A 17,708-nucleotide genomic window follows, 5' to 3' on the forward strand; every position below is an offset into this window, starting at 1 on the left:
GAGAACATCCTTACTCTCTAGCAAATTGAAGTAGTGGCGCAATATCGTGATTATCAGCGGCACGAAGGGCTAGCAAGTATCGCTGACGTGTAAGACTTGGGGTGGTATTAGAAGAGTTACTACCCCAAGAAAATTTTTCGCCACCGAGATTGATAATTAACGCATCAGCAATCAGACGCGCATGACGACCATTGCCGTTAGGAAATGCATGAATTAAAACTAATTGATGATGAAAGCGAACTACGATTTCATCAATTGACATCGTTTTATTCTCAATTTGGTATCTTGTGTTATCCAAAAGGTTCTTTAGAGCAACGGCAATCTGAGTCCAGTCGACACCAATACTCTTGCCGCTCTTTCTAAATGTGCCAGCCCAGCTCCATGTTTGATTAAACATGCGGCGATGTAATTCGCGCACTAAACCTTCATCTAATTTCTGAAGGATCTTTTGGCGGAAAATCCAATTGGCACCTTCAATAATATTGAGCTCTTCCCAAGCATTTAAATCCGCTTGAGTGCAAATATGTGTCGGAATGAGACCAACTGCCTCATCTGCATCAATTGGAGTAGCGCCTATTGGATACTCAAACTGCATCACCATAGATTCCTTCTAGAGCCATCCAAGATTTCTTTTGCTAGAAGTTGAAGCTGTTTTTCACTTGCCACCTCCTCCACCGCTTGATTTTCTAGGCTCATTGAATGAGAAATGGGAAGCAGGCGTTCTCGTGCTAGCGCATGGGCGCGATCTACTAGGATTTCCTGGAGGGGTTTGCGTGGCACTAGGTTGTATTGCAGCTCGCAATCTAATGCGTTGGCTAGTTTACGCAGACTAGCAAGGGTAATCTTATCTTCGGCCTCAGCTTTCTCGAACTTCGCAATACTGGCTGGGGTAACGCCTAGCTTGCGAGCCAGCGCAGAAGCTGACATCCCCAAGGACTCGCGGATAGCTTTAGCCCACCCATCTCCCGGGCGGGTTAGGGCGCGAGTATCTCTTAACTTCGCAAGCGCTGAATCCATTTGATGGAGCTGTAAATTAGCAAATTTCTTTTTCATATTGATACCTTTAAGTATTAATAGCATAATTTAATTATAACCTATAGGCATAAAATAAAATACAAATAAAATACTTATAGGTATAAATTAATTCAATGATATGGGACTATATCGAGGTTGTATAGCCACACAACCCCCGGTATTCAAAGAAAAAACGCCACCCTAATGGGCGGCGTTAGGCTATTGCATACTTCAAATTGGTGGAGTCGGCGGGAATCGAACCCGCGTCCGCAAATCCTCCACAACAAGTTCTACATACTTAGTCATATCATTTGATTTAATCAGCAAGGCACGGATTGACACGTTTCTGGCTGACGATTCACTAGGTTTTCGTACTATTCTTCGTGACGCAAAATAGTCTTATCTCTTGTATATGACCCTGATGTAGCTTGCGCTACCTGATCCAAGAGAGAATCAGTTCAGGGGCAACCGCAATTAAGCGGCTAGTGCGTAACGTTCGTCGTTAGCAGTTATTACATTCCCATTGATTTACGAGATAACGGGTCCTCGGTATGCCCTTGATGCTTTGCAATCCACGTCGAAACCATGTCGACCCCGGAGTTCACGCATAAGAACCCACATTTTAAAGCTGATAACGTTAATTTGCTAAAGAATGTTGCGTTAATCCCTATTAGGGAAAATGATTTTTAGTAACTCTAAGGGGGTATGGATCAGGTAATCTGCACCCCAGTCTTGCGGTGCTTCCTTGCAACCACAATAACCATATGCTGCCGCAACAGTTTTCATGCCAGCCGCTTTTCCTGCGATGACATCACGAATATCGTCCCCAACATACAGTGATTTTGTAGGATCGATATTGGCTAATTTGGCAGCATGCAAAATCGGCTCTGGATGCGGCTTGGAGTGGGGGGTAGTATCGCCAGAGACTGTGGAAATCGATCTTTGGTTTAAGCCCATGAGCTCAACTAATGGGTTGGTAAAGCGCTGACTTTTATTGGTGACTATTCCCCAAGGAAGTTTTGCTTGATCCATCTGATCAAGTAGGTGATCGATGTCGTCAAATAGCTTGCTATCAACCAAAAGTGCATTTTCATAGTTGGAGAAAAACTCATCTCTTAAGGTGATGAAATCCGGATGGTCTGTGCCAATACCAAAAGCACCCTCTAGCAATCCTCGTGCACCCGCAGAGGCATAGGGACGAAGAAATTCATAAGGTTTGGGGTCTAAATTGCGAGCCAAGAGCAGTTTGTTGGTAGCTGCCACGAGGTCTGGGGCGGTGTCCGCTAAGGTTCCATCTAAATCAAAAAATACCCCATGAAAGGGGCTGCTAAATTGACTCAAGCGACTCATTTGCGGACTGCAATCATATAGTTCACGTCCACATCGTCGCTTAGGCTGTACACCTGAGTAATTGGGTTGTAGCTCAAACCTTTCATGCCCAGCAGTTCCAATCCCGCTTGACGAGTAAAGGTAACCAACTCCGAAGGCTTAATGAATTTAGTGTATTCGTGAGTACCTTTGGGCAGTAATTTCAGGATGTACTCAGCCCCAATAATCGCAAATAAGTAGGATTTTGGATTCCGGTTGAGGGTACTAAAAAATAGAGTGCCACCAGGTTTGCAAAGTTTGGCGCAGGCACGCACCACAGATGCTGGGTCGGGTACGTGTTCTAGCATTTCCATGCAGGTGACTACGTCATATTGCTCAGCTTGTTCGTCTGCCAAGTCTTCTGCAGAGATTGAGCGATAAGTGAGGTTTGCGCCAACTTCTAATGCATGAAGTTCTGCAACCTTTAACGCTTTTTCGGATAAATCGATACCAGTTGTAGTGGCCCCAGATTGAGAAATGGATTCAGCCAAAATGCCGCCGCCGCAACCTACATCCACTACTTTTTTACCTTCAAGCGAGACAAAGGATTGAATCCAATTTAATCGCAATGGATTAATTGCATGCAATGGCTTGAATTCACTATTCGGATCCCACCAACGATGGGCTAGGGTGCTAAATTTGGCGATTTCTGATTGATCGACGTTCATGTTGAGGTTGCTATTAATGCCAAAAAAGATGTTGATGTGATGAATATAGCGGAAATAAAAAAGCCCGCTTGAAGCGGGCTTTTTTACAAGTAAAGTGAATTACTTAGCTGCTGTACCAACAACTTCGATGTCAGTACGGCGGTTCTTAGCACGGCCTTCAGCAGTTGCGTTTGATGCAACTGGATTGCTCTTGCCTTTAGATTCTGTGTAGATACGGCTACCATCAACACCCTTGCTTACGAGGTATGTCTTAACAGATTGCGCACGACGCTGACCGAGAGCCATGTTGTATGCATCTGTACCAACGCTATCAGTGTTACCAACAGCGATGATCACTTCCAACTTGATTTTCTTCAAGTCAGCAGCGATTTTGTCCAAAGTAGCTTTACCTTCTGGTTTCAAATCAGATTTGTTGAAGTCATAAAGTGTGTCAGCTTGCAAAGTGATTTTGCTTTGGCTAACACCAGAAGCAGCACCACCACCAGTCAACGCACCATCACAACCTTTAGCTGCTGTTGCAGGTGTCCAGTTGTTATCGCGCCAGCACAATGTGCCATCACCGTTTTTCCAGTTTAGTGTGCCGTTGCCGTTTTCCCAGTTATCAGAAGCCATTGCCGCAGAAGCAGAAACGGTAATAACAGAAGCGAGCAACACTTTTAGGGTTTTGTTCATTTTTAGTCCTCAAAAATCTCTTTTTAATTAAAGTCAAACTTAAATGTAATTCGCCCTACCTTAAAGCCAAAACTGCAAAGCGACACATCTCAATTTCATACAAACTGACAGAATCTTAGCATAGCGCCCCTCTGTCATCAAAATGATATTATTTCTAGATGGAACAAGCCGCTAAAGAAACACTACCAATATCCCTTGAAGACGAAATGCGGCGGTCCTATTTGGACTACGCAATGAGCGTCATCGTCGGCAGAGCCCTGCCAGACGTGCGTGACGGCCTCAAACCGGTTCATCGCCGGGTTTTGTACGCAATGTATGAATTAAACAACGATTGGAACCGAGCTTACAAAAAATCTGCCCGTATAGTTGGCGATGTGATCGGTAAATACCACCCACATGGTGATTCTGCGGTGTATGACACGATTGTTCGTATGGCCCAGGACTTCTCTCTGCGCTATATGTTAGTTGATGGCCAGGGTAACTTTGGCTCTGTGGACGGCGATAACGCTGCTGCAATGCGGTATACCGAGATCCGCCTGCGCAAGATTGCCCATGAGCTTTTGGCTGATTTAGACAAGGAAACCGTCGATTTTGGGCCAAATTACGACGGTAGCGAGAAAGAACCCCTGATTTTGCCGGCCAAAGTGCCGAATTTGCTCATCAATGGCAGTTCTGGCATCGCTGTAGGTATGGCTACCAATATCCCTCCCCATAACTTGGATGAGGTGATTTCAGCCTGTTTGCACGTGCTGCACAACCCAGAATGCTCAATTGATGAGCTGATTGAGATCATTCCAGCCCCCGATTTCCCAACTGCCGGCATTATTTATGGCCTTCAAGGGGTCCGTGAGGGTTACCGAACTGGTCGCGGTCGGGTGGTAATGCGTGCCAAGACCCATTTTGAGGATCTCGATAAGGGTGCCCGTCAGGCGATCATCGTCGATGAGTTGCCTTACCAAGTAAATAAGAAAAACTTGCTCGAGCGAATTGCTGAGCTGGTAAATGAGAAAAAGATTGAGGGTATTTCTGATTTACGTGATGAATCAGATAAATCTGGCATGCGCGTTGTGATTGAGCTTAAGCGCGGTGAAGTGCCTGAAGTTGTCCTTAATAACTTATATAAGAGCACTCAATTACAAGATAACTTCGGCATGAACATGGTGGCCTTGGTAGATAACCAGCCTCGCTTGTTAAATCTGAAGCAGATGCTTGAGTACTTCTTGCAACACCGCCGTGAAGTAGTAACTCGCCGTACGATTTTTGAATTACGAAAAGCACGTGAGCGCGGCCATGTTCTTGAAGGTTTGGCGGTTGCGTTAGCAAATATTGATGAGTTCATCGCGATTATTAAAGCAGCTGCAAATCCTGTGATCGCTAAGCAAGAGTTGATGGGTAAAGCTTGGGATTCTTCTATGGTGCGCGAGATGTTGGCACGTGCTGAGAGTGATACACCAGGCGGCCGCAATGCATATCGCCCAGAAGGTTTGCTGGCTGAGTACGGCATGCAAAGCACTGGCCTCTATCGTCTCTCAGATAGTCAAGCGCAAGAAATTTTGCAGATGCGTTTGCAACGCTTGACTGGTCTTGAACAAGACAAGATTGTGAATGAGTACAAAGAAGTCATGGCAGAAATTGCTGACTTGTTGGATTTGTTAGCAAAACCAGAGCGTGTGACCCAAGTGATCGAGGATGAGCTGAAAGAAGTTCAATCTGAATTTGGTGCCGCGGGTACAGATAACGGTCGTCGTTCATTTATTGAGATGAATGCAACTGAACTCTTTACTGAGGATTTGATCACACCACAAGATATGGTGGTGACGCTTTCTCATACTGGTTACATGAAGAGTCAACCGCTCAGCGAGTACCGTGCACAGAAACGTGGTGGCAGAGGTAAGCAGGCAGCTGCCACAAAAGACGAGGACTGGATTGACACCTTGTTCGTGGCCAATACACATGACACGATTTTGTGTTTTTCAGATCGTGGACGCATGTACTGGCTCAAGGTATGGGAAGTTCCACAAGGAAGTCGTACATCACGTGGTAAGCCGATCGTCAATATGTTCCCATTGATTGAAGGCGAGAAGATCACTGTGATTTTGCCGATCAAGGGTTATCAAGACGATCACTTTGTATTTATGGCTACCAGTTTAGGTACGGTGAAGAAGACTCGTTTGTCTGATTTCTCTAACCCACGTAAAGCCGGCATCATCGCGGTTGATCTGAATGAGAATGATTTCTTGGTGGGCGCTGCTATTACCGATGGTAAGCATGACGTCATGCTGTTCTCAGATGCCGGTAAAGCAGTTCGCTTTGATGAAAACGATGTGCGTCCGATGGGTCGTACTGCACGCGGTGTGCGCGGTATGAACTTGGGCGAAGGACATCAAGTGATCGCCATGTTGGTGGCGCCCGCAGAGGCAGCAGAGGGTGCCCAAACAGCAGTGGTTGATGAGAACGGCGTTGATATTCCAAGCAGTGTATTAACTGCAACTGAAAATGGTTACGGTAAGCGCACTCCAATCGCTGAATACACACGTCATGGTCGTGGCACAAAAGGCATGATTGCGATTCAAACCACTGAGCGTAATGGCAAGGTAGTTGCTGCAGCTCTCGTATCACCAGAAGATCAAATTATGTTGATTACTACTGGTGGCGTCTTAGTTCGCACTCGTGTATCAGAGATTCGTGAAATGGGTCGATCCACTCAAGGTGTGACGTTAATCAACGTCGATGAGGGCACTCGTTTATCTGGCTTGCAGCGTATTGCTGAAAGCGATTCCGATGAAGATGATGCTGAAGATGTTGAAGAGGGTGATGCATCTGTTGACCCAGTAGCTGATCAAGATCAGTAACGCAATGACTTTTGACCGCCGCATCTTTAATTTCGCTGCGGGGCCAGCTACTCTGCCTGAAGAGGTGTTGAAGCAGGCGGCCGATGAGATGCTCAATTGGCGTGGGCTTGGCACGAGCGTGATGGAGATTAGCCATCGCAGCAAAGAGTTCATGGAAGTTTACGAAGAGACTTTGCAAGATCTTCGTACGCTGATGCACATACCGGATACATATGAGATCCTGCTTTTGCAAGGCGGTGGCCTTGGACAAAATGCAGCTATACCAATGAACTTAATGCCTTTAGCAAAGAATGGCCCAAAGGCAGATTTCTTGGTAACCGGCATTTGGTCTGAAAAATCTTATAAAGAGGCGCAGAAGTACGGCACTGCAAATCTAGCAGCATCATCTGCCGCAGAGAAATTTAATACGATTCCAGCAAGATCAACTTGGCGGCTATCAAGCGATGCAGCGTATGTGCATTACTGCGCTAATGAAACCATTGGTGGTGTTGAGTTTCCTGATGTACCCGATGCTGGAAATACCCCATTAGTTGCAGATATCTCGAGCAACATGCTCTCCAAAGAGGTGGATGTTACTAAGTGTGCTGTCTGGTTTGGTGGAGCGCAAAAGAACATTGGACCTTCTGGTGTCACGATTGTGATTATTCGTAAAGATTTGATTGGTCATAGCATGGGTATCACGCCAACCATTTGGGATTGGGCTATCCAAGCTAATACCCAATCGATGATCAATACACCTCCCACTTTTGCGATTTATATGGCGGGCTTGGGTTTTAAGTGGCTCTTAAAGCAAGGTGGCGTCAAAGCAATAGAAAAACGCAATCAAGAAAAAGCAGATTTGCTTTATCAGTTTATCGATCAAAGCAGTTTGTATGAGAACCGCGTGACTAAAGCATATCGCTCACGTATGAATGTCACCTTCTTCTTAAAAGATGAGAATTTGAATGCGGAGTTTTTGGCGCAATCCAATGCCGCAGGTTTAGTTGCATTGCGTGGTCACAAAGCTGCCGGTGGTATGCGCGCCAGTATCTATAACGCCATGCCAATTGAGGGTGTAAAAGCCCTGGTTGAGTTTATGCGCGACTTTGAAAGGCGGGCTTAATGAGCACTGAAGAACAGCGCCTAGCGCCACTACGTGAAAAGATTGACGCACTCGATGCGCAGATTTTGGATTTGCTGACTCAGCGCGCAAAGGCAGCGCAAGAAGTGGGTCACGTTAAAGGTGGATTTGCTTCGCCAGTCTTTCGTCCTGAGCGTGAACGTCAAGTTGTTGCACGTTTGCAAGAGATTAACCAAGGCCCTTTATTGCCCGATGGTATTGCTGCAATTTGGCGTGAAGTCATGTCTGCTTGCCGTGCCTTAGAGGCTCGTCAAACGATTGCTTATCTCGGGCCTGTAGGAACCTTCTCCGAGCAAGCGGCGCAAAACTATTTTGGCCACTCGATTGCTGGTTTGCCTTGCGCTAGTTTGGATGAGGTGTTTAAGTCGGTAGAGAAAGGCGCTGCACAATTTGGTGTGGTGCCTGTAGAAAACTCAAGCGAAGGTGCGATTTCTCGCACACTGGATTTGTTATTAGATTCTTCCATGCGAATCAGTGGCGAAGTTGTTTTGCCTATCCGTCATCACTTATTAACAAAGAGTGGCAACTTAGACGGTGTGACCACTGTCTGCGCTCATGCGCAAGCTTTGGCTCAATGTCAGCAATGGTTAAGCGTGCATGCTCCGCAATTAAAGCGCCAAGCAGTTAGCAGTAATGCTGAAGCAGCGCGCCTAGCTGCTAGTGATCCTACCTTGGCTGCGATTGCTGGCGATCCTGCACAAGAGGCATATGGTCTACAGGCAGTCGCCGCGCAAATTCAGGATGATCCACACAATCGCACTCGCTTTGTCGTAGTGGGTAACTATGCTTGCCAACCTACTGGTAAAGATCAAACATCATTAGTTTTGTCAGTTGATAACCAACCAGGCGCTGTACATCGTTTACTGGCGCCATTAGCAAAACATGGTGTTTCTATGAACCGCTTTGAATCTCGTCCAGCGCGCAAAGGCACTTGGGAATATCACTTCTATATTGACATTGCGGGTCATGCTAATGATGCCAAGGTGGTGGCTGCTTTGAATGAGTTAAAGGAAGTGGCTGCGTTTTATAAGAACCTTGGATCTTATCCACATTCAGCATAAGCAAGCATCTAGTAGGTTTTTAAAAGATTAATCAGTAAACACATTTAGTAGATTCGAATGACTTCTAAGATTGGCTTAAAACACATTCATGCGATTGCTCCCTATGTTGGTGGCCGTCCCATTAGTGAAGTAGCGCGTGAATATGGTCTTGATGAAAACAAGATTGTGAAGTTGGCATCCAATGAAAACCCATTGGGAATGCCAAAGTCCGCTCAAGAAGCCATGCTGAAGGCTGCGAGCGATTTGGGGCGTTACCCCGATTCCAATGGATTTGAATTAAAGAATGTTTTATCTGCTGCTTTGGGCGTGCCATCTGATTGGATCACACTGGGCAATGGCAGTAACGATATTTTGGAATTAGCTGCGCGTGCAGTTGCGCAAGCAGGTGATGAAGTGATTTTCTCTAAGCATGCATTTGCTGTTTACCCGCTTGCCACTCAGGCGGTTGGAGCAAAAGCAGTGGAGGTGGCTGCAACTTCAAGCTACGGACATGATTTACCAGCAATGCTCGCTGCCGTTAAGTCAGCGGGTGATAAAGCGAAATTGGTTTTTGTGGCCAATCCAAACAATCCCACAGGAAGTTACCTCACTGCCAAAGAGATTGAAGACTTTTTAGTAGCGCTGCCATCACATGTCGTGGTGGTATTAGATGAGGCCTACAACGAATATCTCACGCCAGAGCAACGTTACGATGCAATCGCCTGGGTGAAACGCTTCCCGAATATGATTTTGTCTCGTAGTTTCTCCAAGGCTTATGGTCTTGCAGGTCTGCGCATTGGCTATGGAGTTGCTCAGCCGCATTTAACGGATTTATTAAATCGTATTCGTCAGCCGTTCAATGTTAATAGTCTGGCGCAAGCGGCTGCGATTGCTGCCTTTCAGGACAAAGCGTTTTTACAAAAAGGTTTTGAACTTAATTGTGCTGGTTACGAGCAGTTAACAAACGCATTTGATCAATTGGGTCTTCGCTATTTGCCATCGGCTGGTAATTTTGTATTGGTGAAAGTGGGTGATGACGATCAAGCGGGTGCCCGCATGAATTTAGCTTTACTTAAGCGCGGCATCATTGTTCGTCCAGTTGGTAATTATGGCTTGCCGCAGTGGTTGCGTATCTCGATTGGTTTGCCAGAAGAGAACGCAGCCTTTATTGACGCATTAAAAGCAATTTTGGCAAGCGAATGACCATTATTAATCCTTCGAGCAATTACGGAACCGTCACCATTGTGGGTGTTGGTCTAATTGGCGCCTCTCTGGGTCTGGCTCTCAAAAAAGCAGGGGTTGTCACAAAAGTTCTAGGTGTTGGTCGTAGCAAAGAGAATTTAGATCAAGCGCTAAAGATGGGCGCAATCGATGGTGTGGTCGATTTAGTGGAGGCTACAAAGCAGTCTGATGTCATCGTGCTTTGTGTACCCGTTGCGCAAATGCGCGCGGCATTCGAGGTAATGGAGCCACATCTTGAGTCGCGCACCATGCTCACGGATGCTGGCAGTATTAAAGGCGATGTGATTTTGGCCGCCAAAGAAGTCTTGGGTAAAAAGGCTTGCCAATTTGTACCAGCTCATCCTATTGCTGGCGGTGCGCAACATGGCGCTTGCGCCGCTAAAGCGGATTTGTTTCAAGGCAAGCAAACCATTATTTGCCCGCTACAAGAAAATTCACCAGAAGATACTGCTTTAGTCGCTGGATTTTGGGAGTCAGCAGGATCTGTAGTGAAGAAAATTGGAGTTGTGCAGCATGATGCGATTTATGCCGCAGTCTCACACTTGCCGCATATTTTGTCTTATGCCTTAATGGCTAGCGTAGTGAACTCCGAAGACGCGGATCAGAAGCTGGGTCATGTTGGCGCAGGGTTTAAAGATTTCACGCGCATTGCCGCGTCGAGTCCTGAGATGTGGCGTGATATTTGCTTGGGTAACCGCACTGCAATTCTGAAAGAACTCGATCAGTATTTATTAATCGTCAATCACATGCGTAAGTTGATTGCAGAAAATGATGGTGCTGGTTTAGAAAAATTATTCAATAAGGCAAGTAAAGCACGCCAAGACTTGGATGCATCTGAATGAGTGGTTTGCCCGATATCAGTATTGGTCCATTCAAACGAGCGCAAGGCTCGATTGTCTTGCCAGGCTCAAAGAGCATTTCCAATCGTGCGCTCTTGTTAGCGGCACTTTCTTCTGGAACAACAACCCTCAAGAATTTATTGGACGCCGATGACACTCAAGTCATGCGCAATGCCTTGCGTCAGTTGGGTTTGACGGTTACCGATAAAGATAATCATCTGTGCGTGGTTGAGGGCTGTGGCGGTAAATTTCCTGTGCAAGATGCAGATCTTTTTATGGGTAATGCGGGCACTGCTATTCGTCCATTAACTGCCGCCCTAGCAATGCAAGGTGGTAACTATCGCCTGTCAGGTGTTGCACGCATGCACGAAAGACCAATTCGGGATTTAGTTGATGGTTTACGTCAAGTAGGCGCAAAGATTGAATACGAATTGCAAGACGGCTATCCACCCATCAAGATTTTGGCTTCGCCTATTCAGATTAAAGATGTGGTGAAAGTGCGCGGCGATGTATCTAGCCAATTCTTAACCGCTTTGCTGATGGCTTTGCCTTTGGTAGCTACTGAACCAGTGCGTATCGAAGTGGTTGGTGAATTAATTTCTAGGCCATACATTGATATCACCTTGAAGTTGATGGCGAGGTTTGGAGTAACTGTTGCGTGTCCTGATGCGCAGTCTTTTGTGATCCCAGCTAAAACATCTGATGCGGTCTACAAGAGCCCCGGTCAGTTTTCAGTTGAGGGCGATGCTTCTTCCGCCTCTTACTTCTTGGCTCTAGGCGCTATTGGTGGTGGCCCAGTTCGGGTATTAGGTGTTGGCAAGGAGAGTATTCAAGGGGATGTGGCGTTTGCTGATGCACTTGCCTTAATGGGTGCCAAGATTACTGCTGGTGAAGATTGGATAGAAGTCGCTGGCGTAAAAAATGCTAACGGCAAACTTAATGGCATCACTTTAGATTGCACTGAAATTCCGGATGCAGCGATGACTCTGGCGGTTGCTGCATTATTTGCTGATAGCCCAACGCGCTTAAACAATATTGCGAGCTGGCGTGTAAAAGAAACCGATCGCATTGCCGCGATGGCAAAAGAATTGAAAAAAGTGGGGGCAGCAGTTGAAGAGGGGGCTGACTATATTGTGGTAAATGCGCCAGCATCACTCAGTGATTGGAAGTCTCCAAGTGAGGGGATTGATACCTACGATGATCATCGCATGGCAATGTGCTTTTCATTGGCTGCGTTTGGACCGAATGCACTCAAGATCAATGATCCAAACTGTGTGGCTAAAACGTTTCCAACCTATTTTTCGGAATTTGCGACGGTAGTTGCGTAATTTCTTAAGCTTTTTATGAGTCAATTCCCAGTCATTGCCATCGATGGACCTACTGCCTCTGGCAAAGGTACGGTTGCATCTCTAGTGGCCCAAAAGCTGGGCTTTCATTATTTGGATAGTGGTGCCTTGTATCGTTTGGTGGCTCTGGCTAGCGAAAAGCGGGAAATCGACCCCAAAAATGGTCCAGAATTAGGTCTTTTAGTGCCTAAGTTATTGATTTCATTTAAAAATAATCAAGTTTTTCTCAATAATGAGGACGTAACAGACACTATTCGTACTGAAAATATTGGGTTAAGAGCCTCTGCAGTGGCAGTTCACCCAGAGGTACGAACCGCCTTAGTGGGACTGCAGCGCAGTTTTCGGCAATCTCCTGGCCTGGTGGCAGATGGTCGCGATATGGCTAGCGTGATATTTCCAGATGCGATTTTGAAGGTTTTTCTTACTGCAACGGCTTCTGCAAGGGCTGAGCGTCGCTATAAGCAATTGATAGCTAAGGGAATTTCTGCTAAACTTGAGAACTTGCTGCAAGATTTGCAGGAGCGTGATGCCAGGGATAGTAGTAGAGGCACTGCCCCCTTGTTAGTTGCAGATGGTGCAAAAGTGCTTGAAACATCAGATTTATCGATAGATCAAGCAGTTAAGACGGTTTTGGATTGGTATCAATCTGCAATCGCTTAACCTAGTTTTTGTAGGTAGTGCGTAGTATTTTTGGCGTCTTAAGAAACTCCACAACGCGATTATTTCATTAGCGTGTTTCTTTAAGGCTTTTTTAACCTAACCCGTCAGGCCTTCTGGCGGCACAAAGTGAATATACATGTCTGAATCATTTGCAGAACTATTTGAAGAATCATTAACCCGATCGAATATGAAGACCGGCCAAGTTATCTCGGCTGAAGTTCTTCGCATCGACCATAACTTCGTCGTTGTTAACGCTGGCTTAAAGTCTGAAGCGTTTATTCCTGTTGAAGAATTCCATAACGACGCTGGCGAGATTGAAGTAGCTCCTGGCGATTTCGTTTCTGTTGCTATTGACGCTCTTGAGAACGGCTATGGCGACACCATCCTCTCTCGCGATAAAGCGAAGCGTTTGGCATCTTGGTTGAATTTGGAAAAAGCTCTAGAGCAAGCAGAAATCGTTACCGGTACTGTTACTGGTAAGGTTAAAGGCGGCTTGACAGTAATGGTGAACGGTATCCGAGCATTCTTGCCTGGATCACTCGTTGATACTCGTCCAATCAAAGACACCAGCCCTTACGAAGGTAAGACGATGGAGTTTAAGGTGATCAAGCTTGATCGTAAGCGTAACAACGTTGTGTTGTCACGTCGTGCGGTTGTTGAAGCTAGCCAAGGTGAAGAGCGCGCGAAGTTGATGTCTAACTTGAAAGAAGGCGCAGTGGTTACTGGCCTTGTTAAGAACATCACTGATTACGGCGCATTCGTTGACCTCGGTGGTATCGATGGCCTCTTGCACATTACCGATTTGGCATGGCGTCGCGTGCGTCACCCAAGCGAGATGTTGACTGTTGGTCAGGAAGTAACAGCGAAGATCTTGAAGTTTGATCAAGAGAAGAATCGCGTTTCACTCGGCGTGAAACAACTTGGTGATGATCCATGGGTTGGTATCGCTCGTCGTTACCCACCAAATACCCGTCTATTCGGCAAAGTAACTAACCTGACTGATTACGGTGCATTCGTTGAAATCGAAAGCGGTATCGAAGGTTTGGTTCACGTTTCTGAAATGGATTGGACGAACAAGAACGTTGCTCCAAGTAAAGCTACTGCATTAGGTACCGAAGTTGAAGTGATGGTTCTGGATATTGATGAAGACAAGCGTCGTATTAGCTTGGGTATCAAGCAGTGCAAAGCAAATCCATGGGAAGAGTTTGCGCGTTCACAGCAAAAAGGCGACAAGCTTTCTGGCGCAATCAAGTCGATTACCGACTTTGGTGTGTTCATCGGCTTGCCTGGCGGTATCGATGGCTTAGTTCACCTCTCAGACCTCTCATGGAATGAGCCAGGCGAAGAAGCCGTTAAGAAATACAAAAAAGGTGATGAAGTTGAAGCCACCGTATTGGCAATCGATGTTGAGAAAGAGCGAATTTCTCTGGGCATTAAGCAATTGTCTGGTGATCCATTCAACAACTACACCTCTGTGAATGACAAAGGCGCTATGGTTACTGGCACTGTTAAGAGTGTTGATGCCAAAGGTGCAACGATTCACTTAGCTGATGAAGTTGAAGCTTACTTGCGTGCTTCTGAGATCTCAACAGATCGCGTTGAAGATGCTCGCAATGTATTGAAAGAAGGCGATAGCGTAACTGCAATGATCATCAACATTGATCGCAAGTCACGTGCAATCAATCTTTCAATTAAAGCAAAAGACAGCTCTGATCAACAAGATGCAATGAGCAAGCTCCAAGGTGATGCGCAGTCTGGCACAACCAATTTGGGCGCTTTGTTAAAAGCAAAATTGGATAATCAAGGCTAAATCAATATCGCCGCTTTCCACGAGGAGGGCGGCGATTTTTTATTGATAGATCATGACAGATCAAGAGCAACAAGCAATCACCCGCTCCGAACTGGTGGAGAGCTTAGCGGAACAGTTTCCGCAGCTGCTGCCCAGGGATGTGGAGTTGGCGGTAAAAACATTGCTAGACACAATGACTCAAGCTTTGGCAGAAGGTAAGCGTATTGAGTTGCGTGGCGTAGGAAGTTTTGTGCTTCACCATCGTCCTGCGCGTACCGGTCGCAATCCAAAGTCTGGTGAGAAAGTATTGATTCCGGAAAAACGTGTACCGCACTTTAAGCCCGGCAAAGAGTTGCGTGAGCGAGTAGATTACAAGCCTTTGAAACAGGCGAGCCCTAAAGAGGGTACTGGTGCCTAGTATTCAGGCTCAACCTCAGTGGTCCATTCGGACCATTTTTTTATTTAAATTCTGTATAGCATGATTCAGATTGCGACATCGTGGTTATTGTTGCTGCCAGTCATGTTTGGCATCGGCTGGTTGGCGTCTCGTTGGGATCTGCGATTAGAAAATCGCATGGATGAGCGCGAGCGGATGCGGCAACAGCGCTCTACTTTTAAGGGTTTGAGTCTTTTATTAAATGAGCAACCAGACCAAGCGATTGAAACCTTGGTCAAGATTGCGCAGTTGGATCCTGAAACAGTTGAGCTGCATTTCTCATTGGGCAATTTATTTCGTCGTCGCGGCGAAACCGAGCGTGCAATTCGGGTTCATCAACACTTGGCCAATCGAGATGACTTAAAACCTCGTGATCGCGATCACGCCGCCTATGAATTAGGTCGGGATTTTTTGCGTGCGGGATTGCTTGATCGTGCAGAAGCCTCACTCAATCGTGTGGGTGATGGCAAGTATGCAGTACCAGCAAAAGAGAGTTTGCTGGAGATGTATCAAGTAGAGCGCGATTGGAGTAAGGCCATCATTGCCGCCTCTGAGCTTGAGAGTCTTCAAGGAAAATCCCATCGTACTGAAATCGCACAATTTCATTGTGAGCTTGCCCAAGATGCACTACGTCGTAAAGATTTGTCTGGGGCTGAGCAATCGATTCAGAGAGCCTTGCAAGCAGTTCCAAATCATGCTCGTGGACTTATTCTGCAAGGCGATTATTTAATGGCGATGGAGCGTCCAGCCCAGGCAATCCAAGCTTGGAGTGTGGTGGCTGATTCGCATCCAGCTTATATGCATTTATTGGCAGATCGTTGGATGCAAGCGCATTCTGATTTAGGAAAAGAGTTGGAAGGATTGGAGCGGCTTTGTGCACTGTTGAAGACACAAGCAACAGGTGAGTTGCTCGATATCGTACATAAGCAAGTGATGAAAATTCGAGGGCCAGAGGCAGCTAATGTCATGCTGTCTGAGGTGATGCAGCATTCACCAAGTTTGGGTGCTCTATCAAAGCTTGCCGAAACACGCCTTGCATTAGAGGAAAGTAGCGCGAATCCAGAAAGACTCTCCGAGTTGCAGTCAATCCTAAAGCTTTTACGCCAGCGCACCACTAGTTTGGCTCGTTACACTTGTGGCAATTGCGGTTTCCGTGCACGTCGATTCTATTGGCAGTGCCCTGGTTGTAATAATTGGGAGGCATACTCACCGAGACGTTCAGAGGGGGTCGCACCAAGCGGCCCTTCAATGTAAGAATTGACTTAAAGAAGATAAGAGATCAAATGAAAGTAACGATCGTTGGAAGTGGTTATGTGGGCTTGGTTACCGGAGCCTGTCTTGCAGAGCAGGGTAACAATGTCTTTTGTTTGGATTTAGATCCAAAGAAGATTGAGATTCTCAATTCTGGTGGCGTACCTATTTATGAGCCTGGTCTAAAAGAAATGATCGAGCGCAATCGTGCTGCTGGCAGATTGCAGTTCTCTACCGATATTGCTGCATCAGTGGCACATGGTGATATTCAATTTATCGCAGTAGGAACTCCACCCGATGAAGATGGCTCTGCGGATTTGCAGTATGTCGTTGCAGCTGCCCGCAATATTGGTCGCCATATGACTACGCCAAAAGTGATCGTTGATAAATCGACTGTGCCAGTTGGAACAGCTGACAAAGTATCAGCAGCAATTACCGAGGAGCTAGGAAAGCGCAATTTATCTGCTGATCTTTGCTCAGTGGTTTCAAATCCAGAGTTCTTGAAAGAAGGTGCTGCGGTAGAGGATTTCATGCGTCCAGATCGTATCGTGATCGGTACGGAGAATACGCCAGCTGGCCTACGTGCTAAAGAGCAAATGCGTAAACTGTATGCGCCATTTAATCGACATCATGAGCGCACTTATTACATGGATGTGAAGAGTGCGGAGTTAACCAAGTATGCGGCTAATGCTATGTTGGCGACCCGCATTTCCTTTATGAATGAGTTGGCTAACTTGGCAGACTTAGTGGGTGCAGATATCGAAGCAGTCCGCCAAGGGATTGGGTCGGATTCACGGATTGGTTTCGGTTTCCTGTATCCAGGTACGGGTTATGGTGGCTCTTGCTTCCCAAAAGATGTATCAGCGCTATCGAAGACTGCTAAAGAGCACGGTAGAGAATTAAAGATTCTTGGTGCTGTGGATGCAGTAAACGAAATTCAAAAATATGTCTTAGTGGAAAAGATCGAAAAGCGCTTTGGTAAAGATCTTTCTAATATGAAATTTGCCTTATGGGGTTTAGCTTTTAAACCAAATACGGATGATATGCGTGAAGCTCCAAGTCGCGTGATTATTTCTGAATTGGTAAAGCGTGGTGCCACGATTGTTGCGCATGACCCTGTATCAATGCCAGAGGCAAAACACGCTTTAGAGCTCGATTTTCAGAGCAACCCTCAGGGGCTCAAAAACATTTCTATGGTGGATAACCCCATGAATGCGCTTGATGGTGCTGACGCATTAATTATTGTTACCGAGTGGAAAGCATTCCGTAGCCCTGATTTTGATGTCGTTTTGCAAAAATTGACTCGCCCCATCATTTTTGATGGACGCAATTTGTATGAGCCACAAGCCATGCAAGAGTTGGGTATTGAATACCACGGCATTGGGCGACATAATTAAAACAGGTTATTAGT

The 17,708-nt window shown here is 46.2% G+C and carries 16 protein-coding genes and 1 other RNA gene; 11 read left to right on the plus strand and 6 right to left on the minus strand.

The window, feature by feature from the left end:
- Window positions 1-10: 10 nt before the first annotated feature.
- The 6 genes from NHB34_RS02565 to ompA all read right to left on the minus strand — a co-directional run bounded on the left by NHB34_RS02565 (window position 11) and on the right by ompA (window position 3,722).
- Entirely contained in the window at window positions 11-601 is a 591-nt protein-coding gene (locus NHB34_RS02565) for a mobile mystery protein B (protein WP_353428044.1), read from the minus strand.
- Entirely contained in the window at window positions 595-1,053 is a 459-nt protein-coding gene (locus tag NHB34_RS02570; protein WP_353428045.1) for a mobile mystery protein A, read from the minus strand. The genes NHB34_RS02565 and NHB34_RS02570 overlap by 7 nt, the downstream gene beginning before the upstream one ends.
- Window positions 1,054-1,251: 198 nt before the next feature.
- Window positions 1,252-1,610: a transfer-messenger RNA gene (gene ssrA, locus NHB34_RS02575) on the minus strand.
- A gap of 64 nt (window positions 1,611-1,674) precedes the next feature.
- Window positions 1,675-2,364 carry an HAD-IA family hydrolase gene (locus tag NHB34_RS02580; RefSeq protein WP_353428047.1) on the minus strand — a complete coding sequence of 230 codons (690 nt, stop codon included), beginning with the start codon at window positions 2,362-2,364 and terminating at the stop codon, window positions 1,675-1,677.
- Window positions 2,361-3,050, minus strand: a complete 690-nt coding sequence (ubiG, locus tag NHB34_RS02585; RefSeq protein ID WP_353428048.1) for a bifunctional 2-polyprenyl-6-hydroxyphenol methylase/3-demethylubiquinol 3-O-methyltransferase UbiG — start codon at window positions 3,048-3,050, stop codon at window positions 2,361-2,363. Before ubiG ends, NHB34_RS02580 begins: the two co-directional genes overlap by 4 nt.
- 99 nt (window positions 3,051-3,149) lie before the next feature.
- Entirely contained in the window at window positions 3,150-3,722 is a 573-nt protein-coding gene (gene ompA, locus NHB34_RS02590; protein WP_353428049.1) for an outer membrane protein OmpA, read from the minus strand.
- A 158-nt stretch (window positions 3,723-3,880) separates the two neighbouring features.
- Here ompA and gyrA point away from each other — a divergent pair, with 158 nt between their 5' ends.
- The 11 genes from gyrA to NHB34_RS02645 all read left to right on the plus strand — a co-directional run bounded on the left by gyrA (window position 3,881) and on the right by NHB34_RS02645 (window position 17,694).
- The gene (gene gyrA / locus NHB34_RS02595) at window positions 3,881-6,574 is read left to right on the plus strand and encodes a DNA gyrase subunit A (protein WP_353428050.1); all 2,694 of its coding nucleotides are present in this window, start codon (window positions 3,881-3,883) and stop codon (window positions 6,572-6,574) included.
- A gap of 4 nt (window positions 6,575-6,578) precedes the next feature.
- Window positions 6,579-7,676 (plus strand): 3-phosphoserine/phosphohydroxythreonine transaminase, encoded by a 1,098-nt coding sequence (gene serC / locus NHB34_RS02600; protein WP_353428051.1) that lies wholly within the window; start codon window positions 6,579-6,581, stop codon window positions 7,674-7,676.
- A complete protein-coding gene (gene pheA, locus NHB34_RS02605) occupies window positions 7,676-8,755 on the plus strand; it encodes a prephenate dehydratase (protein ID WP_353428052.1) in 1,080 nt (359 codons plus the stop codon). The genes serC and pheA overlap by 1 nt, the downstream gene beginning before the upstream one ends.
- A gap of 57 nt (window positions 8,756-8,812) precedes the next feature.
- A complete protein-coding gene (gene hisC / locus NHB34_RS02610) occupies window positions 8,813-9,937 on the plus strand; it encodes a histidinol-phosphate transaminase (RefSeq protein ID WP_353428053.1) in 1,125 nt (374 codons plus the stop codon).
- The gene (locus NHB34_RS02615; protein WP_353428054.1) at window positions 9,934-10,818 is read left to right on the plus strand and encodes a prephenate dehydrogenase/arogenate dehydrogenase family protein; all 885 of its coding nucleotides are present in this window, start codon (window positions 9,934-9,936) and stop codon (window positions 10,816-10,818) included. The genes hisC and NHB34_RS02615 overlap by 4 nt, the downstream gene beginning before the upstream one ends.
- Window positions 10,819-10,823: 5 nt before the next feature.
- Window positions 10,824-12,143, plus strand: coding sequence for a 3-phosphoshikimate 1-carboxyvinyltransferase (gene aroA, locus NHB34_RS02620; RefSeq protein ID WP_353428525.1), 1,320 nt, complete (start codon window positions 10,824-10,826; stop codon window positions 12,141-12,143).
- Window positions 12,144-12,158: 15 nt separating this feature from the next.
- The gene (gene cmk / locus NHB34_RS02625; protein WP_353428055.1) at window positions 12,159-12,821 is read left to right on the plus strand and encodes a (d)CMP kinase; all 663 of its coding nucleotides are present in this window, start codon (window positions 12,159-12,161) and stop codon (window positions 12,819-12,821) included.
- A gap of 136 nt (window positions 12,822-12,957) precedes the next feature.
- Window positions 12,958-14,631 (plus strand): 30S ribosomal protein S1, encoded by a 1,674-nt coding sequence (gene rpsA, locus NHB34_RS02630; protein ID WP_173955238.1) that lies wholly within the window; start codon window positions 12,958-12,960, stop codon window positions 14,629-14,631.
- Between the two features lie 52 nt (window positions 14,632-14,683).
- Window positions 14,684-15,028, plus strand: a complete 345-nt coding sequence (locus NHB34_RS02635; protein WP_173955239.1) for an integration host factor subunit beta — start codon at window positions 14,684-14,686, stop codon at window positions 15,026-15,028.
- 60 nt (window positions 15,029-15,088) lie between these two features.
- A complete protein-coding gene (gene lapB / locus NHB34_RS02640; protein WP_353428056.1) occupies window positions 15,089-16,300 on the plus strand; it encodes a lipopolysaccharide assembly protein LapB in 1,212 nt (403 codons plus the stop codon).
- Between the two features lie 29 nt (window positions 16,301-16,329).
- The gene (locus tag NHB34_RS02645) at window positions 16,330-17,694 is read left to right on the plus strand and encodes a UDP-glucose/GDP-mannose dehydrogenase family protein (protein WP_353428057.1); all 1,365 of its coding nucleotides are present in this window, start codon (window positions 16,330-16,332) and stop codon (window positions 17,692-17,694) included.
- The last annotated feature ends 14 nt before the right edge of the window (window positions 17,695-17,708 follow it).

This window comes from Polynucleobacter sp. MWH-UH19D (genome assembly GCF_040409795.1).
Lineage (GTDB): Bacteria > Pseudomonadota > Gammaproteobacteria > Burkholderiales > Burkholderiaceae > Polynucleobacter.

Excerpts from the sequence above, each read along its gene's own strand:
- NHB34_RS02645 (WP_353428057.1), top strand. The coding sequence starts at position 16,330 with ATGAAAGTAACGATCGTTGGAAGTGGTTATGTGGGCTTGGTTACCGGA.
- ubiG (WP_353428048.1), bottom strand. The coding sequence starts at position 3,050 with ATGAACGTCGATCAATCAGAAATCGCCAAATTTAGCACCCTAGCCCAT.
- lapB (WP_353428056.1), top strand. The coding sequence starts at position 15,089 with ATGATTCAGATTGCGACATCGTGGTTATTGTTGCTGCCAGTCATGTTT.
- NHB34_RS02635 (WP_173955239.1), top strand. The coding sequence starts at position 14,684 with ATGACAGATCAAGAGCAACAAGCAATCACCCGCTCCGAACTGGTGGAG.
- hisC (WP_353428053.1), top strand. The coding sequence starts at position 8,813 with ATGACTTCTAAGATTGGCTTAAAACACATTCATGCGATTGCTCCCTAT.
- cmk (WP_353428055.1), top strand. The coding sequence starts at position 12,159 with ATGAGTCAATTCCCAGTCATTGCCATCGATGGACCTACTGCCTCTGGC.
- NHB34_RS02570 (WP_353428045.1), bottom strand. The coding sequence starts at position 1,053 with ATGAAAAAGAAATTTGCTAATTTACAGCTCCATCAAATGGATTCAGCG.
- NHB34_RS02580 (WP_353428047.1), bottom strand. The coding sequence starts at position 2,364 with ATGAGTCGCTTGAGTCAATTTAGCAGCCCCTTTCATGGGGTATTTTTT.
- serC (WP_353428051.1), top strand. The coding sequence starts at position 6,579 with ATGACTTTTGACCGCCGCATCTTTAATTTCGCTGCGGGGCCAGCTACT.
- rpsA (WP_173955238.1), top strand. The coding sequence starts at position 12,958 with ATGTCTGAATCATTTGCAGAACTATTTGAAGAATCATTAACCCGATCG.
- gyrA (WP_353428050.1), top strand. The coding sequence starts at position 3,881 with ATGGAACAAGCCGCTAAAGAAACACTACCAATATCCCTTGAAGACGAA.
- ompA (WP_353428049.1), bottom strand. The coding sequence starts at position 3,722 with ATGAACAAAACCCTAAAAGTGTTGCTCGCTTCTGTTATTACCGTTTCT.
- pheA (WP_353428052.1), top strand. The coding sequence starts at position 7,676 with ATGAGCACTGAAGAACAGCGCCTAGCGCCACTACGTGAAAAGATTGAC.
- NHB34_RS02615 (WP_353428054.1), top strand. The coding sequence starts at position 9,934 with ATGACCATTATTAATCCTTCGAGCAATTACGGAACCGTCACCATTGTG.
- NHB34_RS02565 (WP_353428044.1), bottom strand. The coding sequence starts at position 601 with ATGGTGATGCAGTTTGAGTATCCAATAGGCGCTACTCCAATTGATGCA.